Source organism: Cerasibacillus quisquiliarum, assembly GCF_014202495.1.
Classification (GTDB): domain Bacteria; phylum Bacillota; class Bacilli; order Bacillales; family Amphibacillaceae; genus Cerasibacillus; species Cerasibacillus quisquiliarum.
In genome coordinates, this window is sequence record NZ_JACHHA010000007.1 from 21,238 (window position 1) to 46,480 (window position 25,243).

General features: G+C 35.8%; 22 protein-coding genes. 2 read left to right on the plus strand and 20 right to left on the minus strand.

Translation table 11 applies throughout. From position 1 onward, the window contains the following. Positions 1 to 176: 176 nt before the first annotated feature. The 14 genes from mbcS to HNQ35_RS09110 form a co-directional block, all read right to left on the minus strand. Positions 177 to 1,760: an acyl-CoA synthetase MbcS gene (gene mbcS, locus HNQ35_RS09045; RefSeq protein WP_146937419.1), complete on the minus strand. Its 1,584-nt coding sequence runs from the start codon at positions 1,758 to 1,760 to the stop codon at positions 177 to 179. A gap of 336 nt (positions 1,761 to 2,096) precedes the next feature. Further along, positions 2,097 to 2,885: a delta-lactam-biosynthetic de-N-acetylase gene (gene pdaA, locus HNQ35_RS09050; protein ID WP_146937421.1), complete on the minus strand. Its 789-nt coding sequence runs from the start codon at positions 2,883 to 2,885 to the stop codon at positions 2,097 to 2,099. Between the two features lie 63 nt (positions 2,886 to 2,948). Then, the gene (locus HNQ35_RS09055; RefSeq protein WP_146937423.1) at positions 2,949 to 4,280 is read right to left on the minus strand and encodes a (Fe-S)-binding protein; all 1,332 of its coding nucleotides are present in this window, start codon (positions 4,278 to 4,280) and stop codon (positions 2,949 to 2,951) included. After that, the gene (glcD, locus tag HNQ35_RS09060) at positions 4,280 to 5,695 is read right to left on the minus strand and encodes a glycolate oxidase subunit GlcD (protein ID WP_146937425.1); all 1,416 of its coding nucleotides are present in this window, start codon (positions 5,693 to 5,695) and stop codon (positions 4,280 to 4,282) included. The genes HNQ35_RS09055 and glcD overlap by 1 nt, the downstream gene beginning before the upstream one ends. A gap of 23 nt (positions 5,696 to 5,718) precedes the next feature. After that, positions 5,719 to 6,429, minus strand: a complete 711-nt coding sequence (locus HNQ35_RS09065) for a LutC/YkgG family protein (protein ID WP_146937427.1) — start codon at positions 6,427 to 6,429, stop codon at positions 5,719 to 5,721. Next, the gene (locus HNQ35_RS09070; RefSeq protein ID WP_146937429.1) at positions 6,413 to 7,852 is read right to left on the minus strand and encodes a LutB/LldF family L-lactate oxidation iron-sulfur protein; all 1,440 of its coding nucleotides are present in this window, start codon (positions 7,850 to 7,852) and stop codon (positions 6,413 to 6,415) included. The genes HNQ35_RS09065 and HNQ35_RS09070 overlap by 17 nt, the downstream gene beginning before the upstream one ends. Before the next feature lie 56 nt (positions 7,853 to 7,908). Further along, positions 7,909 to 8,628 carry a (Fe-S)-binding protein gene (locus HNQ35_RS09075; RefSeq protein WP_146937431.1) on the minus strand — a complete coding sequence of 240 codons (720 nt, stop codon included), beginning with the start codon at positions 8,626 to 8,628 and terminating at the stop codon, positions 7,909 to 7,911. A gap of 43 nt (positions 8,629 to 8,671) precedes the next feature. Further along, complete coding sequence (locus HNQ35_RS09080) at positions 8,672 to 9,379, minus strand: FadR/GntR family transcriptional regulator (protein ID WP_146937433.1); 708 nt, start codon at positions 9,377 to 9,379, stop codon at positions 8,672 to 8,674. A 95-nt stretch (positions 9,380 to 9,474) separates the two neighbouring features. Next, entirely contained in the window at positions 9,475 to 11,061 is a 1,587-nt protein-coding gene (locus tag HNQ35_RS09085; protein WP_146937435.1) for an L-lactate permease, read from the minus strand. Between the two features lie 247 nt (positions 11,062 to 11,308). Next, positions 11,309 to 12,619, minus strand: coding sequence for a Na+/H+ antiporter family protein (locus tag HNQ35_RS09090; RefSeq protein WP_146937437.1), 1,311 nt, complete (start codon positions 12,617 to 12,619; stop codon positions 11,309 to 11,311). Between the two features lie 511 nt (positions 12,620 to 13,130). Then, positions 13,131 to 13,934: a YfkD famly protein gene (locus HNQ35_RS09095; RefSeq protein ID WP_146937439.1), complete on the minus strand. Its 804-nt coding sequence runs from the start codon at positions 13,932 to 13,934 to the stop codon at positions 13,131 to 13,133. A gap of 48 nt (positions 13,935 to 13,982) precedes the next feature. Further along, a complete protein-coding gene (locus tag HNQ35_RS09100; protein ID WP_146937441.1) occupies positions 13,983 to 14,369 on the minus strand; it encodes an OsmC family protein in 387 nt (128 codons plus the stop codon). Between the two features lie 86 nt (positions 14,370 to 14,455). After that, the gene (locus HNQ35_RS09105; protein ID WP_146937443.1) at positions 14,456 to 15,139 is read right to left on the minus strand and encodes an amino acid ABC transporter permease; all 684 of its coding nucleotides are present in this window, start codon (positions 15,137 to 15,139) and stop codon (positions 14,456 to 14,458) included. A 45-nt stretch (positions 15,140 to 15,184) separates the two neighbouring features. Continuing rightward, entirely contained in the window at positions 15,185 to 16,048 is an 864-nt protein-coding gene (locus tag HNQ35_RS09110) for a transporter substrate-binding domain-containing protein (protein ID WP_146937445.1), read from the minus strand. Positions 16,049 to 16,291: 243 nt separating this feature from the next. Between HNQ35_RS09110 and HNQ35_RS09115 the strand changes: the two genes are divergently transcribed. Next, complete coding sequence (locus HNQ35_RS09115; protein WP_146937447.1) at positions 16,292 to 18,223, plus strand: heavy metal translocating P-type ATPase; 1,932 nt, start codon at positions 16,292 to 16,294, stop codon at positions 18,221 to 18,223. A 240-nt stretch (positions 18,224 to 18,463) separates the two neighbouring features. On the opposite strand, the gene HNQ35_RS09120 is transcribed toward HNQ35_RS09115, so the two are convergent. From HNQ35_RS09120 to HNQ35_RS09130, 3 genes are all read right to left on the minus strand, one after another. Beyond that, complete coding sequence (locus tag HNQ35_RS09120; RefSeq protein ID WP_146937449.1) at positions 18,464 to 19,294, minus strand: YihY/virulence factor BrkB family protein; 831 nt, start codon at positions 19,292 to 19,294, stop codon at positions 18,464 to 18,466. Positions 19,295 to 19,555: 261 nt separating this feature from the next. Then, positions 19,556 to 19,843, minus strand: a complete 288-nt coding sequence (locus HNQ35_RS09125) for a YtxH domain-containing protein (protein WP_146937451.1) — start codon at positions 19,841 to 19,843, stop codon at positions 19,556 to 19,558. Between the two features lie 14 nt (positions 19,844 to 19,857). Beyond that, on the minus strand, positions 19,858 to 20,331 hold the full coding sequence (locus HNQ35_RS09130) for a low molecular weight protein-tyrosine-phosphatase (protein ID WP_146937452.1): 474 nt from the start codon (positions 20,329 to 20,331) through the stop codon (positions 19,858 to 19,860). A 212-nt stretch (positions 20,332 to 20,543) separates the two neighbouring features. On the opposite strand from HNQ35_RS09130, the gene HNQ35_RS09135 reads away from it, so the two are divergent. Then, positions 20,544 to 21,914, plus strand: coding sequence for an alanine/glycine:cation symporter family protein (locus tag HNQ35_RS09135; RefSeq protein ID WP_246118072.1), 1,371 nt, complete (start codon positions 20,544 to 20,546; stop codon positions 21,912 to 21,914). Between the two features lie 178 nt (positions 21,915 to 22,092). Here the strand turns inward: HNQ35_RS09135 and HNQ35_RS09140 are convergent, their stop codons facing one another. From HNQ35_RS09140 to hisF, 3 genes are read right to left on the minus strand one after another with little or no spacing between them, the layout of a single operon-like run. Then, positions 22,093 to 22,761 (minus strand): SOS response-associated peptidase, encoded by a 669-nt coding sequence (locus HNQ35_RS09140; protein WP_146937504.1) that lies wholly within the window; start codon positions 22,759 to 22,761, stop codon positions 22,093 to 22,095. A gap of 47 nt (positions 22,762 to 22,808) precedes the next feature. Then, positions 22,809 to 23,885: a histidinol-phosphate transaminase gene (gene hisC / locus HNQ35_RS09145; RefSeq protein ID WP_146937454.1), complete on the minus strand. Its 1,077-nt coding sequence runs from the start codon at positions 23,883 to 23,885 to the stop codon at positions 22,809 to 22,811. Between the two features lie 4 nt (positions 23,886 to 23,889). Continuing rightward, positions 23,890 to 25,242: an imidazole glycerol phosphate synthase subunit HisF gene (hisF, locus tag HNQ35_RS14425; protein WP_170226652.1), complete on the minus strand. Its 1,353-nt coding sequence runs from the start codon at positions 25,240 to 25,242 to the stop codon at positions 23,890 to 23,892. Position 25,243 lies beyond the last annotated feature (1 nt).

Consider the following 25,243-nt stretch of genomic DNA (forward strand, 5'->3'; position numbering starts at 1 on the left):
CGTTGAACACCAATCTGAGCTCTCAAGAGAATATATGAAGGTGATACAGTGCATTCAATCACAAATATATCTTTAGCATTGAAATTAAAAACATGGGCAAAAAAAAATCGAAGAAAACAATCACATTTTCTCCGCTTCATTAATTAAAATCATTTACAACTACTCCTACGTTCTAATTAAAATTTCGACTTTGCTTTTTCTTTGTTTCTTAATGCTACACGGCGAATTTTACCCGAAGTTGTTTTTGGTAATTCCTTAATAAACTCAATCTTACGTGGGTATTTATATGGTGCCGTCTGCTCTTTAACAAATTGTTGCAGTTCTTTTTTTAGTTGTTCTTTATCATATGTTTTACCTTCTTTTAAGACAATAAATGCTTTTACTACTGATCCTCGAACTTCATCTGGACTTGCAACAACAGCGCATTCCTGTACAGCTGGGTGTCTTACTAATGCATCTTCTACTTCAAATGGTCCTATCGTATATCCAGAACTAATAATAATATCATCAGCCCTGCCTTCAAACCAAAAGTAACCATCTTCATCTTTATACGCGCGGTCTCCCGTTACATAGTAATCTCCACGTCTTGACATAAGAGTACGTTCCGGATCTTTATAATATTCCTGAAAAAGTGCTGGACTATCTAGTTTTACCGCGATATCACCTACAACCCCGACATCTACCACTTGTCCTAAGTCATCAATAATGTCGACATTATTTCCTGGTGTTGGCTTTCCCATAGATCCAGGCTTTAACTCCATATCTTCAGTAATACCTATAAGTAATGTGTTTTCCGTTTGACCATAACCATCACGAACATCGATATTAAAGTGTTTTTTAAACGTTTCAATCACCTCAACGTTAAGTGGCTCACCAGCTGATACGGCGCTACGTAATGCCGTTAAGTTATATTTCTCTAAATCATTGACTTTTGCCATTAAACGGTACTCGGTAGGTGTACAACATAGAACTTGAATCTTTTCATCTTCAAGAATTTGTAAATATTTCTCTGCATCAAAACGACCGTTATAAACGAAACCTGTTGCACCTGAACCTAAGACTGCTAGGAATGGACTCCATATCCATTTTTGCCAGCCTGGGCTAGCTGTTGCCCATACAATATCGTCTTTATCAATTCCTAACCAGCTTTTTGCAACTGTCCGAAGATGAGCATATCCCCATGCATGCGTATGTACAACGCCTTTCGGATGGCTCGTCGTTCCAGAAGTGTACGGTAAAAAAGCGATATCGTCTTTTGTTGTTCTTCCGCCAGATAACTGGTCAGAAGCTAGTTCCTTTAATTCGTCTAAAAAAATCCAATCAGCCATATCTCGACCAACAACTAATTTGATTAGACTGTCATATTCATCTACATCCTTAAACTGATCGACATAGGGATAGTAACTGACAACACCTCGCACTTCTCCATGGCGAATACGATATTGTAAATCACTTGTCTTTAACATTTCGGAACTCGGTATAATGATAATTCCAAGTTTTAAAGCTGCTAAGTAAATTTCATAAGCGTCAATAATCCGTGGAACCATTACAAGGACTTTATCGCCTTTTTCTAATCCACTTTCAATGAAAACGTTACCAATTCTGTTCACATTTTTTATGAGTTCTTGATATGTGATCTCTTTTTTATTGCCTTCATCGTCTAACCAAATCAATGCTTTCTTTTTCGGGTTTTCAGCATGTTTCTCAATTTCAATTGTCATATTATACGAGTCTGGTGCTACTAAATTTATTTGATTCAATTTGTTCACTCCTTTTTTTATTTCATTATATCAAATATTGTTAATATTTAAAGCGGTTTGTTTCATGTATTTTATATTTGTTGATTGAAAATCTTTTATAGGATGATTTGATGAACTGGTAGTAAACATTTAAATTTTATGAAACAGCTTTCGTGATTTTCTTTATTTTTATTCAAAAGTCATTTACTTTTCCGTATCTACAAAAAAGAGAAATTCATGAAATTTATCACGAATTTCCCTTTAACCACATATATATGTCATCTATCTAAAGAATACGAAGGATCGTTTGATAACGAAACTAAACCCTGAAAAAAATTTATAAACAATAATACTTTTTCATTCTAACCCAAGGATAAAATGAGGCAGCAAATCTTTCATTAATAAGTCGTCTAAACTTTTAAATGTATAACCTTGTTTTTTTAATTCTTTTATCATTTTCGACAACGCTTTAGCATTGTCAGAGGAAACTGCATGTAATAAAACAATTGCTCCTGGATGGATTTGCTTCATAACCTCATCATAGGCATAGCGCCATCCCTTTTGTTCATTAAGATTCCAATCGCGAAAAGCTACCGACCAAAACACATGAATATAACCGAGTTCAGTCGCCCATTTCAATGTACGCTCATTAAAAGTACCTCTTGGAGGACGAAGGTAGTTAAGTGCATGTTTTGTACCAGTTATCTCATTAACAGCTTTGTCTAGCTTAATTAATTCATAAGCCATTTCCATTTTAGACATGATTGTAAAATCTGGATGTGTATACGAATGGTTCCCAATAATATGCCCTTCTTTTACCATTCGTTTAATTAAGTCTGATGCTGTTTTGACATAATGTCCAGTTACAAAAAAGGTAGCTGGAACTTTTTCTTTTTTTAATACATCTAAAATATCAGCTGTATAGCCTTGTTCATAGCCGTTATCAAATGTTAGGTAAATATACTTTTCACCTGATAAATCAGCATAATATGCATCATATGGCTGTATCATTTCACCATATTTTCCAACATCAGGCAGTTTATTTTCGTTATTTTTCTTGTAACCCCAACCATAACCGCTTACTTGTTCAATCGGGAAGCTAATGATTAATATAAAACTGAAGAACAAAAGGCATAAAGTGCGCAATTAAATCAATCCTTTTTTTCCTTATGTTCCCCTAAGAAACATGAAATATGCTATTAAATGTATTTATTTATTCGCTTTTTCATAAGCTTCTAGTAAGAAATCTACAATGTGAACGGCCTGCATCTCTTCACTTAAGCCTTCTCTTTCAATCCCGAGTTTCATCTGTAAAAGACAGCCTGGATTGGCTGTGACAATCGTCTTCGCTTTTGTCTTCTGAGCTTGCTTCATCTTATAATCTAAAATTTGCATAGACATTTCTGCTTCAACGAGATTATAAATTCCTGCTGAACCACAACAACGATCAGCATCTTTCATTTCTACATATTGAACACCATCAATTGCTTTTAATAATTCACGTGGTTCGATAAATGTTTGTTGACCATTTTTTAAGTGACATGAATCTTGATATGTCACAACTTGCTCTTCTAACTGAAGTGGTCGTTTATGGAAATCCAATTCAACTAATACACTCGTAATATCTTTTATTTTGTTTGAAAATGCTTTTGCACGAGCATGCCATTGTGGATCATCTTTTAACAAATAACCGTATTCAACGAGAAAAGCACCACAACCACCTGCATTTGTAATAATATAATCTACTTCTGCTTGCTCGAATGCTTCAATATTTCGCTTTGCCAATTCTCTTGCATCTTCTACTTCTCCACTATGACCATGTAATGCACCACAACAATTTTGTGTTTCTGGAATAACGATTTCACAACCAGCATATTGGAGAAGCTTCGTCGTTGCATCATTTGTCGGCATAAACATCGTATCCATTAAGCAACCAGAAAAGAAAGCGACTTTTTTCGTTTTCTTCTCTATTAGTGGCATAAGATGATGTGGACGATTTTTCATTTCTTTTCGTTTTGGAACTTCTGGTAAGACACGTTCCATAACACGCATATGTTCAGGAAACAATTTCATAATTCCAGTCGCACGAGCTAATGTTTGCGCTCCCGAACGTTGGTAAAATCTCAATAATCCAGTTAAACCAATCATACGGTTATGATATGGAAATACATTTCTTAAAAAGGCGTGGCGCATAAATTTTTCTAAAAATGATTGTTTATTCGCTTGATAAATCGCATCTCTTGCCTGTTCTAAAAGTCTACCAAACTTAACACCTGATGGACAAACTGTTTCACAAGCACGACAACCTAAACATAAATCAATCGAGGCTTTCACTTCTTCACTAGGTTCTATTTTCCCATCAACGAGACCTTTCATTAACGCTATACGTCCACGCGGTGAATGGACTTCATCTTGCCCCGTTTCTATATATGTAGGACAACTAGGTAAGCAAAAACCACAGCGCGTACAATTCATAAGTTCGTCGTAATCCATTTTCTCTTTGAACGCTTGTTGAATCCGTTCTTTTTCTAATACATCCATTATTGTTCACTCACCCGACTTTCTACTTTAGGTTCTTGGACGAATATTTTCCCAGGATTTAATATGTTATTCGGATCAAGTGCCTTTTTAATCTGGCGCATCACGTCAATACCTGCTTTTCCGACTTTTAAATGTAAATATGGCAGTTTCATCACACCGACACCATGTTCTCCTGTAATGGTACCACCCAATTCAATTGCCTTTTCAAATATTTCTGCGAAAGCTTTATCAACGCGCTCAATTTCTTCTTGATGACGTGCATCTGTTAAACAAGTCGGATGCAAATTGCCATCACCTGCATGACCGAATGTACAAATTGTTAATTGATACTTATCTGCTATTTCAGTAATAGATCGAACCATATTCGCAATTTCCGAGCGTGGAACAGTTGCATCTTCAAGAATCGTCGTTGGCTTAAGACGTGATAATGCCGATAAAGCTGTTCGTCTAGCAGCTGTTAATTCCTCTGCTTCTTTTTCCGTCTTAGCAACTGATACGTCAAATGCGCCATTTTCTCGACAAAGTTTGGCAATTTTCTTCATATCACGTTCTACTATTTCTGGCGCACCGTCTTGTTCAATAAGTAAAACAGCCTTCGCTTCTGTCGGTAATCCTATTTTGGCAAAATCTTCAACGACTTTTAATGTCGCTTGATCTAAAAACTCTAAAGTAGCTGGAATAATTCTATTTGCAATAATTGCTGAAACGGATTCAGCTGCAGATTCTAAATCAGAATATAAAGCAAGCATTGTCTTCTTTGTTTCTGGTTTTGGAATTAATTTGAGTGTTGCTTCAGTTATTATTCCTAATGTACCTTCTGATCCAACAATTAAACGGGTTAAATCATAACCAGCCACGTCTTTTGCTAGTTTTCCACCAGTTCTTATGATGTCACCATTAGCTAAAACAACTTCTAACCCCATCACATAGTCTCGTGTGACACCATATTTTAAACCACGTAATCCACCCGAGTTTTCGCTAATATTGCCACCGATTTGTGAAATATGCATAGAACCTGGATCTGGTGGATAAAATAAGCCAACTTCTTGAACACGATCATTAATTTCTTTTGTAAACACACCTGGTTGGACAGTTATTGTTAAATTTTCTTCATCGATTTCTAATATTTGATTCATATGTTTAAATAATAAGACGATCCCACCATTAGTTGGTGTTGTACCTGCACATAAATTCGTTCCAGATCCACGTGGTACAATCGGGATCTTATATTGATTACAAACTGAAACGATATCAGCAACTTCCTGCGTGTTTCTTGGCGATATAACCGCATCTGGCATTGCTTGATACTGTGGTGTTGAATCATATGAATAAGCTAGTAAACTCGCTTCATCTATTACGACATTCTCTTTCTCTACAATATCATAAAACTTCCTAACTATTTCTTGATTAAGCATAAGCATTCCCCACCCTTAACATATTAGGCATCTTCTATCACAATATACGTGGCATGCATTGGACCATGAACACCGACAATTAAATTCATTTCAATGTCAGCACTATTACTTGGTCCTGTTACAAAACTAATACATGAAGGCACTTGTTCACCGTTCTTCACTTGATTATGAATCCGTTCAGTTGCTTGAGTTAACCGTGGTACGAGTGTACTTTTAGGTATGAGAGCGATATAAGATTTAGGCATCAAACTAATGGAACGGCCGTGATTTTTATTAATAAACAATGTTACGGTACCTGATTCAGCTAATGTTATCTCACTAAACGAAATACCAACATCGGCTTGTTCGGCTATTAATTGATTCTTCTTTCCATTTGCTTCTTCCCATAAATGTATATTTATTTCATCTTTTAGCGAATTAAATAAGGGGATTAAACCGAATCTTTTAAGACGTGAATCATTTGCAACAACCATCGATTTTGTCTTATAAGTTGATAATACATCATGCAATGTCTTTGGTAAATTTTCTATATTTGTCCGTTTAAATGCTGTATGAATTTCTTGGCATTGCTTTTCTAATATATCAACAAGTTCATCTTGACTTAACCCTCGAAGAACGCTGTGCTGAGGTGAAACATGCCAATTGGGACGTTCTACTTTTTTCGTTTGACGTTTTCTACCTAAATGACGTGCAATATTTTCTAAAAAGGCATCACGATTATAAATCTTCGTCATGATGTGGCGCCTCCTTATTCCGCTTTTTAAACCACGCACGAAATGTTTCTTTAGCTGGTGCAGGGAAATCACGATTCACAGTCCATTCCTTTAATGGACCGGGACCTTTCTTAATCGTTTCCTGTCTAATCCATGGCTTCAGAGCTGGTCTTGCAAGAGCTGCTCCCATTTTATAAGCCGCAGCATTCGAAGCCCATTTTGCATAACCTTTCATCGCTAGTTGCTCTAGTTTAGGGCTCATTTTCTCTTCTTCAACCATTTTTTTCCGATGTAGAATTAATAGTTCATGAAGTGGGATTTTTACAGGACACACTTCAGTACATGCCCCACATAATGTTGAAGCATATGGTAATTCTTGATGTGATTCGTAACCATCTAATAAAGGTGATAAAACAGCACCAATTGGACCAGGATAAATCGAATTGTAAGCGTGGCCCCCAATATGACGATAAACTGGACAGACGTTAATACATGCTGCACAACGAATACAATGAAGTGTTGATTGAAATTCGGTTCCTAATATTTTAGACCGCCCATTGTCAACAATAACTAGATGGAATTCTTCTGGCCCATCCGTTTCTCCAGCCAAGCGTGTTCCAGTAATCGCAGTAACGTAACTAGTTATTTTCTGCCCAACAGCTGCGCGTGTTAGTAGACTAACTAATATATCAAGCTCTTCCCATGTTGGTACAATTCTTTCCATCCCCATGACGGTAATTTGCGTGTCAGGAATTGTCGTCACCATTCGAGCATTTCCTTCGTTCGTTACAAATGTTATGGCACCCGATTCTGCAACAGCGAAATTACAACCAGTAATTCCAATATCACATGATAAAAATTCTTCACGTAATTGCTCTCTTGCGAATAGAGCAAGTTCTTCAGGTTTCTCCGATTTTGTGTAGCCACGTTTTTTTGCAAATGTCTCACGGATTTGTTCCTTATTTTTATGAAGAGCAGGTGTCACAATATGTGATGGTGGATCATCATCTAATTGTAAAATCCATTCACCTAAATCCGATTCAACAACATCAGCCCCGACTTCTTCTAATGCTTGATTCAAACCAATTTCCTCTGTCACCATCGATTTTGATTTTACAACTTTTTTTGCTTTTTTCTTTTTCACAATATCTTGTATATACGCATTCGCATCTTCAGCTTTCTCAGCAAAAAAAACATGTCCACCTCGTTTTGAGACTTCATCACTTAATTGTTCTAAATAATAGTCAAGATTATTTAATGTATGGCGCCTAATTTCTTCACCTAATGCACGCCAATCCTCCCAATTTCCAATTTCTTCAGCTCGTGTCTCTCTTCCACTACGAAAACGTCCTTGAGCAGAAGCGACGGCTTGTCGCATGAAATCATTCTCTATCCCTTCTTGTACACGTTCTTCATAAGATAAATCACTTATTTTTAATGTCATTGACGGCCGACCTCCATTCGTATTATTATCGTAATTTTTTTATTTAAGTCGAATGGTTATTCACGGTGGTTAAGTATTTCAGTAATATGAAGGGTTTTCACCTTTTTTCCTTCACGTTGCATCCGACCACCTATATTCATTAAACAGGCCATGTCTCCACCAACCAGATATTCTGCTTCAGTTTCAGATACATGTTCTGATTTTTCACTAGCCATCTCACTAGAAATTACTGAGTTTTTCACAGCAAAAGTTCCACCAAATCCGCAACAATCCTCTTTAATCGGTAGCTCCTTCAGCTCAATGCCTTTAATGTGTTTTAACAATGTGATTGGTTCGTTTTTCACACCTAAAATCCGAGTCATATGGCAAGATGGATGGTACGTCACCTTTCCTTCAAAAGTTGATCCAACATCTTTCACACCTAAAACATTGACTAGAAACTGTGTTATTTCATAGGACTTACTCGCTAGTTTTTCTGCTTCTTCCCTCCACTCAGGATCATGGGCAAATATTTTAGGATATTCTCTTATCATGCCAACACAAGAACCAGATGGACCTACAACATATTCCGCATCTTTAAAAGCACGCATCATTTGTTTCATTGCTACTTTTGATTCTGTTAAATAGCCACTGTTAAAAGCTGGTTGTCCACAACATGTTTGTTGACTAGGGAAATCAACTTCACACCCAAAACGTTCTAATAATTCGACTGTATGTTTACCAACATGTGGAGAAAAGATGTCACACATGCATGTAATAAATAGCGAAACTTTCATCTACTTCGCCTCCAATTGCGTCTGTTGGTTACTACACCTCATTTTAATCGAGATGATTTGCTAATACTTTTTCAACTTCAACGAGATGATCGAACATAGCTTGACGCGCTTCGTATTCATCTCTATTTTTTATCGCTTGAAAAATCCGATAATGTTCTTGCACAAGAAGTTCATTTCTTTGTTCTGAATAAAGTATAAGCCGTCTCGTTTCACGCATGGATTCAATCATAAAACCAGACACACTTTTCATTAAATTCATTAACATTTTATTATGTGTTGCTTTCGCAATAGCAATATGAAATTCTAAATCTGCTTTTTCTCCAAGTTCACCTTTTCCTTTTGCTTGTTCCATCGCACGAAGTGATTTTTCCAGTAAAATTAAATCTTCTTTTTTATGGTTCAATGCAGCAGATGATGCAGCACCAACTTCTAATATTTTTCGTACTTCGGATAGTTCTTTTATGTCTTCTACTTTTTCTATTAATGCAGTTGTAATTGGTAAGGAAAATTTAGATGGATCAAATTCAGTTATAAATGTTCCTTCTCCGTGTTTTATCTCAACAATTCCTACAGCTCTTAAACCACTTAATGCTTCTCGAATAGCTGAACGACTAACATGAAACTGATTTGCTAATCGTTCAACAGAATCGAGCTTTTCTCCAGGTTTAAGTTCTCCTAATTTTATTTTTTCAATAATCGTATCTGAAACTTTTTCATAAATTTTTTTTGAGCGAATCGGTTCATATACCATATAACCCCTTCTCCTCCATTTATAAGACGTATTTATTATTTTATAGGATAAAAATCTAAGTGAAAAGGGGTTATATCCTTCCAATGATCATTCATTTATAAAAATTGAAGTAATATAAATCCGCCAATACCTGCTAGTACACCATATAAAAGTGCTGGAATTAATGTCTTACGAATGATGTCTCCCTCTTTACCAGATAGACCAACAACAGCTGAAGCTGCTACAACATTATGCACACAAATCATGTTTCCTGCTGAACCTCCAATGACTTGTAGTGCTAAAATAACATCGGAATTAATACCCGTTTCATTGGCGATATTAAACTGAATCGGTGAAAAAGTTAACGTTGATACTGTCGCACTTCCTGTAATAAATGCACCTAATTCACCTAAAAATGGTGCTGCAAAAACCCACATTGAGCCAAACGTATTTGCCAACGCATTTGCAATATATTGTGGCATACTAATTAACTCATTGACATTCATACCTGAATTAGTAAACACTTGAACAAGTGCTAAAGTTGAAATAAGAGCAAGACCAGCATTTTTTATCGATGTTAATGCTTCCTTAGATGCCTTAGTAAAATTTGTAAGTGATTTACCCTGAATTAAGACCGCACTAAGGGCTGCGATAATAAGGACTGTACCAGGTGAATATAAGATCTCCCAAGCTGATGTAATCCCTTCGACTCCCAAAATATTTGTCCAGGTTAGATCAATAGCAGTTAAAGCAAATTCTTTAACAGGTGGCACAATCCTTGTTAAAAGAAGTAGTCCAACAACGACTAAATATGGCGACCATGCTTTCATTAAGCTCATATCTGCTTTCTTTTCACTGATTTCAAAATCATCTTTTAATGCGTCTGTCCACGCCTCTTCTGGTAAGAGAATACCTTTTTTAGCCGTCCAAGTAGCAATTGCAAGCCCTGTAAGTGAAGCCAAAATTGAGACAAATTCATGGCCAAATAATGTTGCATAAAGAAAAGCTGATCCAGTGTATACAAGACCTATCAATAATGACCACGGCAGAAGTGCTAACGCATCGGAAAAGCTTTTCTTTTTACCAAAAAATTGCGTCAATATAATAATTAAAATAAACGGAATAAACGTTCCAGCAAATAAATCAATTGTCGTTATTTTAATTCCGATTTCTTTAAAAAACGCTAAATCCGCCCCTGGAATATTACTTAACCCAACCTGGACGGGTGTACCAACAGCACCGAATGAAACAGATGTGCTATCTGAAATAAGTGCTAAAGCAGCTGCTGCCATTGGATTAAATCCTAATGCAACTAAGAGTGGACCTGTCACTGCTGCAGGCGTACCAAATCCAGCAGCTCCCTCAATGAGTGAACCGAACAGAAAAGCAACAATGATTGCTTGGACACGCATATCACCCGAAATATTACGAAACCCTTGATTAATTCGATCCACGGCTCCGGTGTGTGTAAGTGTGTTCAATAACACGATAGCACCGAATAAAATAAGTAAAATTGTTAATGCTTTGTGGACACCTTGCAAAACTGATGCCGAAATAACATTTACTTCCATTCCCCAAACTAGAAAGGCTAATACAATGACAATTATTGCACTGTACAGCATTCCTTTAACTGCAGGCATTCGCATAATAACAAGAAACAGAAATGGTGCAATTATTGCACTTAATGCAACAAGTAATAACATCGTCTCCTATCCCCTCTGCTATTCATTTTTAAAGCGTTTTCATAAAGCGTGTCGTTAATAGTTTTATAGTCATCAGATGACCTGATTTTAAAGTATAATATTTTCTGATATTTGTCAATAGGTAAGAAGTTAGGGTTTTTACTTTTTTATCATTAAATAGTCTCGACTTGTCAGAACTCTTATATTTAGACAAAAAATATACAAAAATCACTTCCTCTATATACAACGAGAAAGTGATTTTTTAAATTTATAATACCATTGCAGCTATTAATCCAAAAATAAATAATGGAATATTAAAGTGTATAAACGTTGGTACGCACGTATCCCATATATGGTTATGTTTACCATCGGCATTTAGTCCTGAAGTTGGTCCGAGCGTACTGTCTGATGCTGGTGATCCTGCATCACCAAGAGCTCCAGCAGTTCCGATAAGTGAAGCCGTTGCTAATGGAGAAAATCCTGCTGTTGTTAATATAGGTACAAATAAAGCAGCTATAATTGGAATGGTACCGAATGAAGAACCAATTCCCATCGTAATAACGAGCCCAACTAATAATAATACAAATGCAATCATGAGTTTACTACTACTAAGCAATCCAGATGAAGCTTCAACTAAAGCATCTACAGCTCCCGTTTGTTGTAAAACATTTCCAAAACCGCTTGCGACTAACATAACGAATGCAATGGTTCCCATCATGGATACGCCTTCAGCGACGATCTTATCTCCATTCTTATATGGTACAACTAAGAAGACAAACATTAATATAAGTCCTGTTAAAGCGCCAGCAATTAAATTTTTCGTCATTATTTGAACGATTAAAGCCGCAACAATAGCGACTAATGTTAAGGCATGTTGGCGATTAAAGGTCATGTCTGTCGTATCTGGAACATTTATTATACTACCAGTACCACCCGCTCCAGGAATTGCCTCTCTCTCTTTACGATATGTTATAAATATTGCGATCAAAAGTCCTAAAACCATTCCTAATCCAGGAATAATCATCGATAAAGCTGCCTCTTTCATTGTTAATTCAGCACCATTTTGGATCATTCCATTGACAATCGTTTCGTGGAATATAAGACCAAATCCTGCTGGAACGACCATATACGGTGTCTTAAGGCCAAACGTTAAGGCCGTTGCTACTGCTCGGCGATCTAAACGCATCTCATCAAATAACTTTAATAATGGTGGAATTAAAATTGGAATAAAAGCAATATGAACTGGAACTAAGTTTTGTGATAGAGATGCGACCCCAGCTATCGTTAATACGAGCATTGTCTTTTTACCTGTCAGAACTTTAATTAAATAATTAACTAACACGGCTGTAATTCCTGTATAACTAATGGCAACAGCAAATGCACCTAGTAAAATATAACTGAGAGCTGTATTTGCTTGTCCACCCATTCCCTCAACAAGCATATCAATCGATTCAACAATTGAAAGGTCAGACATAACGCCTGCTGTAAGTGCAGCAATAATGATTGCAATGATAACATTAACACGTAATAAACTTAATATTGTCATAACTAAAACAGATACAATAACAACCCATTCCATTTCGTTTCTCCCCTGTCAAAACTGTTCACCTTCAATACTTTATTATAATAAAGCATTAAAGTATTTTTGTCAAGTTTGCATGTCATTTCTCTATTAAGTATTTTTGTGTAAAATTTCAAAAAGGGTAGGTTCAGAGACGATGCTATGTAATTACTGTTGTTCAAATCAATCTTTTATTAAAGATTATGTAGTAATTAATAAATACTTAAGAAAGGGGTATTAACGCAAATGATACCCATCTATATCGGTATTTTTATATGTATTAAATATTCAATGATAAATAAGACGACTTTTCTTTCCTTCCAGATTTAACTCAAGTTCAAAGATTCAATGTAAAAAAACAATCGTTCTCTTACGCCACAAGTTATCTAGCCTCAAACGCTTTAATGTGATATCAATATATCTCGAGCACTGGGCAAATATCTCACAATTCATATGAATGTAGTACACTGCAATACGGAAGAAAATTAAAAGAGCATCTAAGCACATAGGCTAAGACACTCTTTAATATTTATTGTAATTGAAAACTAAAAGCGACATGATCCTGGATAGGTAACCAAGCACCTATCCCTTGCTTTGTTATGTTTTTAATAACGATTTTCTTGTTCCATCCTTTAAGCTGAAGATATACTTCACCAAAAGTAATCTGCCCTTTTTCACTTACTGCAGGAGTAAAAGCATGAAGATAACCTGTTTTATCTACGGGTACATGATAGATTTGTTCTTGTTTTGTTCCACTGCCAATAACGGTTTGATAGGATAGTGGAAGTTTTGTTTTAGCTTTTGTTTTCATTAAAATCATGCTTTTTACTTGTTCAGGCTGAGCAATCTTATTAGTCAATGCACCTTTAACTTCTTTTTGATTTTCTTGATGATAACTAAGCTTTTGGACTGCATCACTTCCATGATTATTCAATTCATTCGTATTTATCTTTTGATATTCCCAATTAATTGTTGTATCTATTGATTCATAGTGTAACGCCCACCTACCTAGAAAAATCATCCCACGATAGCCAATACCAACTGGCGATGGATTAACTGTTGTTTCATTTAACATTTTAATTAATTCTGGATTTTCAATCGGTATATTCGTTTCTTCCAAAAGTTCTTTCGTTGATTCACTTGGCTCCATCATTTCTTGTTCTTCATGGGTATTAGGAAATGTATTTTCTTTAGAAATATTGAGAACGTGGTTTGGAACACTGAATTCATTGTCTTGCTTCTTACTATTTTTCTCTTTTGCTTCACTACATATCATAGGTGCAAAAACGATTAATAAAGCAACAAAAAGAGTGCTACGAAATAATGTCTTCATATAAACAGTCCTCTCTTTTTGCCTTTATTTTTTTCGACTAAGCAAATTTTATACATGAACACATTCAAGTGATTCTTCGATGTTAATACTATCTTCTACCGAACGTACCATGGCACAATTTTTTCGAGCTAAGTGAAGATTTTTTATTAATTTGTTCTCATTAAGATTTTTACCAATCACAATAAAGTGAAGTTCAATTTTTTCAATACGATTTACCTTATCTGGATTACGTGTAACATTTGCTTTTACACGTAAATCATCAATTGTTATTCGTTGTTTTTCAAGTATCTTACGAAAAACCATTGCACTGCATGATGAAATTGATGCGACTAATAATTGAAATGGACGAAATCCGAATTCACTTTTTCCTGATATGTGTAATGTACCGTATTCTAAGTCGACATCCATACCATTTTCAGACATTTTAAACTCCATGAAATCACCTCAAGATTTTAAGTGTATTTCTAAAATTATATCTATTTATGTATTGCCTTACAATAAAAGGGAACCATAAGGCTCCCTTAGACGAATTGACTTAATCTCTTCTCTAACTTTTCTTGTAACCATTCAATCATAGAACAAATTGGCCAATAAATAAGCGCAACTAAAATATATAATGTCATACTGTCATACTCTCTACCTGCAACAATTTGTGCTTTTTGAAATAATTCAGGCACAGTGATAACAGCTGCTAAAGATGTCGCTTTAACAATATCCAAGAAAACGTTTGTTAACGGTGGTACAGCGATGCGGGCAGCTTGTGGAAAAATAATTCCAATCAATGTTTGCTGTTTCGACAAGCTTAATGCACGCGCTGCCTCCCATTGACCTTGGTCAACACTATTTAAGGCCGAACGATTAATTTCAGCAATATAAGCAGCACTATTTAAACCAAAACCAAGACAAGCTGCCACAAGAGCAGATAACTTAATACCGAAAACAGGTAATCCGAAATATAATATAAATAAAAAGACTAAAATCGGCGTTCCACGCATAAAAGAAATATAGATACGTGCTGGGATATTTATGACGATGTTTTTCGATGTCCTTGCAAGAGCTAAAAACATTCCTAACATAAGACCAATTAACATACTGACAATGGACACGAGTAAAGTCATTGGTAAACCACTCAAAACAAATGGCAAGCTCTCCCATGCTAATTTCACGTCAAATAATTCGCCGAAATAATATGTTATGTATAGCATGTGCTTTCACTACCTCATCATCGATGATCTACCTTTATTCGTCAATTATAAATCCAATCCTTCAATTGGCGTAAACTCTCCTTCAGGTTTCTGTGATGCATCTTCTAGATAAAATGTTTTAGCTAACTCGGATAATGTTCCATCCTCTCGCATAGCTTCTAATGCATGATTTATTTCTTTCTTTAACTTATGAGCATTCTTCGGCATAATAACCGCTTGCTCCGATGGATGAAATTTCAAATTTGGATGGAGATGGATGTCAAAATTCGGAAATGCATCTACTCCAAATTTGCTTAAAAAATAATCATTAATAATGACATCAGTTCGTCCATTATGAACATCACGTAAATATGCCTCATTTGGAGCATTGCCATATGTAACGATTTCTGCACCAAAATGTTCAGCAATTTGACTATAAATCGTTGTTGCCCCACCACCTGCCTTTTTTCCTTTTAAATCGTCTAAACTTTCGATTCCAGAATTATCTTTCTTTCTAACAACCATCGTTGCATAGGAATACTTATATGGTTGACTAAAGGCAAATTGCTGTTTTCGTTTATCTGTTACTTCTATATCATTTACTGCAACATCTATTCGGCCGCTTTTTATCGCTGGTAACATGGAATCAATTCCCATTATCTCAAACGTTACATCTACATTTAAACGTTTGGCAACTTCTTTAATGACCTCAACATCATAGCCAGTAAGTTTATCTTTCTTCTCACCTTCTCCTTCATAGTAAGAAGCAGCTATTAATGTTCCAGATGTTCCAACGACCAAGACCCCATCTTTCTGTACCTTTTCCCAAATCGGATCATCATTTTTAACATGTTTTTCTTCAGATGTCTGTTTATTGCCACATGATGCGAGCAATAACATGAGACATAATGCGAGTATGATTTTTTTCATAAAAAACATCCTTCCGTTTATTCAATCCTATGTATTGTAGCAATAAAATCATTCATTAGCAAAGTAAATTCTGCTTGACATTAAAAATTAAACCTTTATAATAACAAGTAGTAGTTTATAATTATTATAATCTAAACGATAATCTTTATCAATTAGATAAAACCTGTATTATCAGTGTTTAATGACAAAAAATACGCTAAATGATAACAATTATTATTCTCATTTAAAACGGAGGTATTGATAATGGATATCAAAACATGTGAGTTTGTACCTAACGAGAAAAAGAAGGAAGAAAGGAAACAATCATTCTTTCATAAATTAAAACCACACTTAGAATTAATTGCCGCTTTATTAAGCGGTGCTATCGTATTATTGGCATGGATTTATAAAGATTCAATTCCACATTCTTTATTTGTCATTCTGCATATAACAGCATTTATTATTGGTGGGTTTGCTAAAGCTAAAGAAGGTATTGAAGATACGATTAAGTACAAAGAATTAAATGTTGAATTATTAATGATTTTTGCAGCGATCGGCTCTGCCATGATAGGGTATTGGACAGAAGGAGCCGTTCTCATCTTTATTTTCGCCTTATCTGGTGCATTAGAGACGTATACATTAAATAAAAGTAATAAAGAAATCTCTTCATTAATGGATTTACAACCTGAAGAAGCGACAGTCATTATAGATGGAAACGAAAAAGTTGTTCCAGCAAGTGAATTACAAGTAGGTGACATCGTATTAGTTCGTGCAAGTGAACGTATCCCAGCTGATGGTGTCATTATTCGTGGGTCTTCTTCTGTTGATGAACAAGCGATTACAGGTGAATCCATTCCTGTACAAAGACAAGTTAATGAAGAAGTTTATGCTAGTACAGTTGCACTTGATGGAACAATAATGATGGAAATTACCAAGCCTGCAAGTGAAACATTATTCCAGAAAATAATTAATATGGTGCAATCAGCACAAGATGAGAAATCACCATCCCAATTATTTATCGAACGGTTTGAAGGTACGTATGTGAAAGTCGTTTTAATTGTCGTGGCAGTGATGATGTTTTTACCGTACCTCCTTTTTGGATGGTCATTATCTGAGAGTATTTATCGAGCGATGGTTCTTCTTGTTGTTGCGTCACCATGTGCTTTAGTTGCTTCAATCATGCCAGCTACTTTATCAGCGATTTCTAACAGTGCAAAACATGGGGTTCTCTTTAAAGGTGGCGTTCATATTGAAAATTTAAGCCAAATCAAAGCGATTGCTTTTGATAAAACTGGAACATTAACGAATGGAAAACCTGTTGTAACAGATGCTTATTATGCAGATGGAACAGATGAAGATAAAGTGCTAGCAACGATTGCTGCAATTGAAGAAGAATCAACGCATCCGCTTGCCAATGCAATTAAAGCATATGGACGTGAAGCTTTAGAGCGTCACAATCCACCTATTGATGATATGCGAACAGTAAGTGGAAAAGGGGTTACAGCCGTTGTTGATGGTGTCACATGGAAAGTAGGAAATATTGATTTCGCCGGTAAAGAACTCGTCAATCAGTTTCATGGCGGAATTGCTGGAAAATTAGCTAGTGAAGGAAAAACAATCGTTTGTGCCCTTGCTGGTGATACAATTGTTGCTGTATTTGCTTTAAAGGACACAATTCGTGATAATACTAAAGACGCCATTCAAATGTTAAAGAATAAAGGCATTCATCCTGTTATCTTAACTGGTGATAATGAGTTAACCGCTAAAGTCATTGCTGATGAAGCGGGTATTGATCACTATATCGCTAACTGTTTACCTGAAGAAAAGGTTCATCATGTTAAAGATTTGAAGGAAAAGTATGGAAACGTCGCTATGGTTGGCGACGGAATTAATGATGCACCTGCTTTAGCTACTGCTAACACAGGTATTGCTATGGGAGAAGGTACTGATGTCGCGCTTGAAACGGCTGATGTTGTTTTAATGAAAAATGATTTAGAAAAGATTACGAATACCATCGATTTATCCAAACGAATGAATCGAATCGTGAAGCAAAATATTGTTTTCTCTTTATCTGTCATCGTTGTATTAATCGTTTCTAACTTCCTACAAGTGATTGATTTACCACTTGGTGTCGTTGGCCATGAAGGAAGTACGATTTTAGTTATCCTTAATGGGTTACGGTTGCTCAGATCATGATTTTATATGTGATACAACAAGCTGAGAAAACTTAGTCTTTTCTCAGCTTGTTTAGTTTTAAAGTATAAAATATTAACAATGTTAATCACCATATACTACTATTTTCGTAGAAGATATGGGCTAATAGAATCTGTGTGGATTCTCATAATGAATGAAACTTACAAAAAACGGAAGAGCATTACTATGTATGAACTCATTGACATATCTTGATTAATGCATATTTGATAAAATCCTCTACTTTTAATCTTCTTCTTTCATTTCGAACCATTCTTCAGTTACCGCATTAATCGTACCACCAATGATAATAATGATTCCTGACATGTAAAACCATATCATTAAAACGATAACTGCTCCTAAACTCCCATAAGTAGCAGAATAATCACCGATTGTTTCTACATAATATGAAAATGCTAATGAAGTTAATTGCCAACTTAATGTCGTAAATAGAGCACCAGGCACGACATTTTTGAGGTGAATGTTTCTACTTGGTGCTAAACGATATAGTGCTAAAAAGACGATAAAAAATACAATAGCTGAAATAACCCAACGGAAAGTGTTCCAAAACTGAATAAAATCATCTGACAAACCGAAAAACGAAAAAATATAAACGCCGATCATCCGTCCTAATACAGGCAGTAATAAAGCAACTACAATGACAGCTATCATAGCAAACATTAAAATGATCGCGACAAAACGAGAAACAAGAAATGGACGTGTTTCTTCAACTTGGTAAGCACGATTTAAGGCTCGGATAATTGCGTTAACACCGTTTGAAGCCGACCATAATGTACCTAATATACCGATTGATAACAATCCTGTATTTTGTTGATTCAATAACATTCGAATATTAGCTTCGATAAAAGCCATACTCTCACTAGGGATAACAGAACTTAAAGCATCTAAAATAGACTGCTCATCTAACGGGAGATAACCGATTAAAGTCATAACTAAGATTAATAACGGAAACAATGATAATAGAAAAAAATAAGCTAATTGAGCAGCTAAGCCAAAAACATCGCCATCCATGATCCTTTCATACAAGTATGTTAAAAAACGAATCACCTGTTTCATATAGCTTCATTCCTTTTGCGCGATAACGTTAACATTATTCAAAGCTAATCATCACCATTTTGTACATGCCGCATTAATGACAGACATAACTACATTAAATGTATTGCGACAAATATTCGTATACTTAACACGCTCTTCTCTTCTATAAGATCTCCAGTCATATATTAGAAAAAAAACGCCGTATATAATAAATGCCGACAGAGCAGACACATCCGGTCGGCTTGTCGGCTATTTCTAGTAAAAAGAGCGGATATAAATCATTTATTCACTTTTTCCTTTACCAGTTACTTTCACAATGGTATCTTCAACTTGTTCAATTGCATTTATCGCGTTTTCTGCTTGAACATTGACTTTCTCGCTCATTTGTTCAAGAGCTGTTTGTAATTGGCGAATACTAGATGATGGATTTTTAATCATTTGGCTAGATGTCTCTTTAACAATAGTGCATCTTTCTTTGGCGTAGTGACGTGCTTCTTTATCAAATAGCGCAACAATACCACCTACAACTGCTCCACCAATAATTCCTGTCCAAAATTTACGCTTACCCATTTATAATCTCTCCTTTAATTCAAATGATGTTGTTCTTTAATATGTTGTAATAAATGTTGACATCCATTAGAAACTAATTCATATGTATAATTAAAATCACCCGTAAAATACGGATCAGGAACATTAATTTCTTTTGGATGTTCGACAAAATCCATCAATTTTCTAACAACGACGTGTTTGTCTTCTTGCTGGATTTTATTTAAGTCTTTCATATTTTGGTCATCCATAGCAATAATATAATCAAATGTATCCCAATCACCAACATGGACTTGTCTAGCTATCTGTCCTTCATACGATATGTTTTTTTCATCAAGAATGTGACGTGTCCCTTCATGTGGTGGAGCACCGACATGCCAAGACCCCGTTCCCGCTGAATCAACATGAATCTTATCTGACAAATTCTCATCATCTACTATTTTCCGAAAAATTGCTTCTGCCATTGGCGAGCGACAAATATTTCCTAAACAGACAAACAATACACGAACCACTAATGACACCACCTATTATTCCTACTATCAATAGTATAGCGAATTTACGCCCTATTGGTAAATAAATTTCATTTATTTCTATGAATTTCATACATATATACAAGAAAGCGAAAATAATTTATTAAAATTTTTCAAAAAATACCTTGACAAACTGACAATATATCTAGAAAATAGACATATCAAAACTATTATATAACAGGAGAGAGGGTTTGATGAAATTGGACGACTTTATTCAAGAGATAAATAAAATCGTATGGGGACCGATTACTTTATTATTAATCATTGGAACGGGACTATTCTTAACATTACGACTCGGATTTCTGCAATTTCGCACATTACCATATGCTTTAAAACTTGCTTTTAGTCCTAGTGGCCAAGATAAAAAATCAAAAGGAGATATCACTCATTACCAAGCATTAACAACAGCGATGGCAGCTACTATTGGTACGGGAAACATCGTCGGTGTAGCAACAGCAGTCGCACTTGGTGGTCCAGGGGCCATTCTTTGGATGTGGATTTCAGCATTAGTTGGTATGGCAACAAAATACGCGGAAGCATTGCTTGCTGTTAAATATCGTGTCGTCAATGAAAAAGGTGAGATGTCTGGTGGGCCAATGTACTATTTAGAACGTGGTTTAAAATCTAAATCGCTCGGGGTCCTTTTTGCGATTTTCGCATCTATTGCAGCATTTGGGATTGGAAACATGGTCCAATCCAACTCTGTCTCTGAAGCTGTTGCTCGTTCTTTTAGTATACCTGAATGGGTAACAGGGATAACATTGACAGTCTTAGCTGGGCTTGTCATTCTTGGTGGTATTAAATCGATTGGAAAAGTGACAGCATTTTTCGTACCTATCATGGCGATTATTTATGTCTCAGGTGGACTCGTCATCATGATTATGAATCTCGATATCGTACCGGGTGTTATTAAACTTATTTTTACTGATGCTTTCACTGGTCAAGCTATTGGTGGCGGAGTGTTAGGAACCGTTATTCGCTACGGGGTAGCACGCGGTGTATTCTCTAACGAAGCTGGGCTTGGTTCTGCACCTATTGCTGCTGCTGCTGCAAAAACGGACTATCCTGGAAGACAAGCACTCGTATCTATGACGCAAGTATTTATTGATACAATTATCGTTTGTTCTATAACAGGAATCACCATTGTTATGTCAGGATTAGCTGGAACGGGACCAAAGGGCGGCGATTTAACGGCTGCTGCGTTTTCACATTATTTAGGTGATGTAGGTGGGCTTATCGTTACAATTGGAATTGTGTTTTTTGCTTTTTCAACGTTAATTGGTTGGTCTTATTACGGTGAAAAAAGTTTCTCATACTTATTCGGAGATAAAGCTGTACCGTACTATCGCGCTGTTTTTGTTATAGCAATTATGTTTGGCGCTGTACAAAAATTAGACCTCGTATGGAACATTTCTGATATTATGAACGCCTTAATGGCCTTCCCGAACTTAATCGGCTTACTCGGATTATCTGGCGTTGTCGTCCATGAAACAAATAAATTTTTAAAAGTAGCGAGAAAAGAAAGAGAAGCTGAAAAGAAGGCTAAAAAGGCAAATGCTGCTTAAAAACTGAAGATTTTTGCTGTTTTATATAAGATGAATAACATAAAGCGAAGAAATAGCTATCCTTTTTCTTCGCTTCGTTTTTTATATTGATTATTCATTAATAGAAAAAGCGCATCATGAGAAAGAAAAATCGTCAAAAGTCAAAAAAACTTATTAGACAGCTCCCTGCAAATAGTTTTTATAAAATGATAGGTTCAATACATTGTTCATCATTATGACTTGCTTTATTAACATAGGTTGACACATCATAGGCCTTCATTGGTTCGACTTCAATATCATCGAGCCATTGTTTTAATTTATTTGGATCAAAGACTTGTGGTTTAATCCATTCATCTTCCATTTCTTTTGGCAAGATAATTGGCATGCGGTGATGAATATCTTTCATAAATGCGTTGGCATCTTTCGTTAACATCGTACATGTAAAACGCTTTTCATTTCCACGTTCCCACTTATCCCATAATCCAGCAAATGCGAATAATTCCCTATCCCTTAATTGAATCCGCTTCGGTTGCTTAGCCTTTCCAATTGTTTGCCACTCATAAAAGCTATCCGCTATGATTAAACAACGCTTTTTCGCTAACAATGATTTAAAACTTGGTTTAATATGTGCTGTTTCACTACGGGCATTAATCATTTTATAACCAACTTTCTCATCTTTAGCCCATGAAGGAATAAGCCCCCATTGCAAGTATCCAGCGCGTTTGTTTTTTCCATCATGAATAATTGCTAGTACATTTTGCCCTGGTGCGATATTATAGCTCGGTTGATAATTAGGTAGCGGATTCTCCAAGCCGAATTGTGATAAAATATCAACTTCATCAGCTAACAAAGTAAAACGACCACACACAATTTCCACCTCGCCTCTTGGCATCTTTATGATTGATTATAGCATGTTTAACTCAATGAGTGACATGATGCCATCACTTCAGATAAGCAATTAAAAAACTGTTCCATTTCTTTATCCGTACCAATCGATATACGTAAATATTGATTAATCGGCGGCTGATTAAAATAACGAACGAGAACATGTCGTTGTTTTAAAAGTTTATATAATTGTTTTGCTGAAAAATCAGGATGAGTCACAAAGATAAAGTTTGTTTCAGATGGAAGGACAAAAAATCCATAATCTCTCATTTTCTCACTCACCCATGTACGCGTTTGTATAATCTTGTTAATATTTTCCTTCGTTGACTTCCAATCTTGAAATGAAGCAATCGCTCCAGCAATCGCTAAACGATCTAATGTATATGAATTAATCGAATTCTTAATCCGAATTAACGCCTGAATTAACCCTTCATTTCCTAGAGCATAGCCGACTCTAAGTCCAGCTAAAGAACGGGATTTTGATGTCGTTTGAACAATAAGTAGATTTGGATATTTATTAATTAGTGAAACAGCTGATTGAGTGGAAAAATCAACATAAGCTTCATCTACAATGACGATACGTGTTGGATTATGTTCTAATATTTTTCTAATATCATCTATGCCAATTGCTATACTCGTTGGTGCATTCGGATTAGGAAAAATAACGCCACCCTCAGAATGATAAAAGCGTTCAATGTCTAAAGTAAAATCAGCTTTCATCGGGATTGTTTCATATGGAATGTCAAAAAGCTGAGCATAAACAGGATAGAAACTATAAGTGATTTCTGGAAATCGAATCGTTTTTCCGGGTTCAAAGAATGCCATAAAGGAAAAAGCAAGGACTTCGTCTGAACCATTCCCGATAAACACTTGGTCTTTCGTTAAATCATATGTTTTACCGATTATTTCACGTAATTGTTCTAAATCTGGACTAGGGTATCGACGTAAATCCACATTTGCCGCATCTCTAATCGCTTGTATAACAGATGGTGATGGTGGATATGGATTTTCATTTGTATTTAGTTTTAGTACATTTTGATCATTCAGTTGTTCACCAGGTACATAAGGTGTCGCACGCTTAGCCATTGTACTCCAAAATGTCTGCATCACACTATTCCTCTCTTTTAACATGCCGTTTCTTTAATTCTCGTTCAATATCACTCAAATCAATATTTAAATACGTCATCAAGACAAGCAGATGATAAACTAAATCAGCTATTTCCCAAATAACTTCCTGCTTATTACGATTTTTTGCTCCTATGATGACTTCACTAGATTCTTCACCGATTTTCTTTAATATTTTATCTAAGCCCTCGCGGAATAGATAGGCTGTATAAGAACGACTTTGTTGTTTATTTCGTCGCTTTTTAATCGTTGTCATGAGCTGTGAAAGAACCGCTTCTTCCTTTAATCCTTCCGAACCTTGAATAAGAGAATTAAAAAAACATGATTCTTCTCCCGTATGGCAGGCAGGTCCTAATCGTTTAACTTGTAATAAAATTGCATCGCCATCGCAATCATACTGAATGCCACGTACAAGCTGTTTATTTCCTGATGTTGCACCTTTATGCCATAGCTCTTGACGTGAACGACTATAAAACCACGCTTCTTTCGTTTCAATGGTCTTTTTTAGAGCTGTTTCATTCATATAAGCGAGCATTAAAACTTGTTTTGTTTCTACGTCCTGAACAATCGCTGGAAGAAGCCCATCTGCTGGAAAGTGAATATCTGCTAAATATAACTTTAAATCTGGTATCTTAATGTCATCATAATGAAACACTGATGCTGCGAGAGCACCTGAAATACCGTGTTCAAAAACCTCTTTGAAGTGCTCCATCTCTCCCGCCCCGCCACTTGCGATAACTGGGATATCAACAGCGTTGGATATTGTTTCAGTCAATTGTATGTCATAACCATTTCTAACCCCATCTTCATCCATACAATTTACGACGATTTCTCCAGCTCCACGCTTTTCTCCTTCTTTTGCCCAATCAATGGCATTTAATTCAGTTTCTGTGGAACCACCATCGGTAAAAATTTTCCATTCCTTTTCACCGACTTGTTTCACATCAATTGATAAAACGATTCGATTATTTCCGAAATGACTTGCTGCCTCTGTAATAAGGTCTGGGTTTTTTACTGCTGCACTATTAATGGATACTTTATCTGCACCCGCTTGGAGAACCGCTTCAATATCTTTCACTGTACGAATACCGCCACCGACAGTAAGCGGTATCGTAATAGCTGATTGCACTTGTTTAACAATATCTAGAATAATACCCCGCTTTTCAGTCGTCGCTGTAATATCATAAAAAACAAGCTCATCCGCACCTTGTTGTTCATACTTTCGAGCAAGTTCTATAGGGTCGGCTATATCTTTTAAACCTTTAAACTTCTTTCCTTTCACAACTCTACCGTGATCAACATCTAGACAAGGAATAATGCGCTTTGTCTTTGTTTCCATA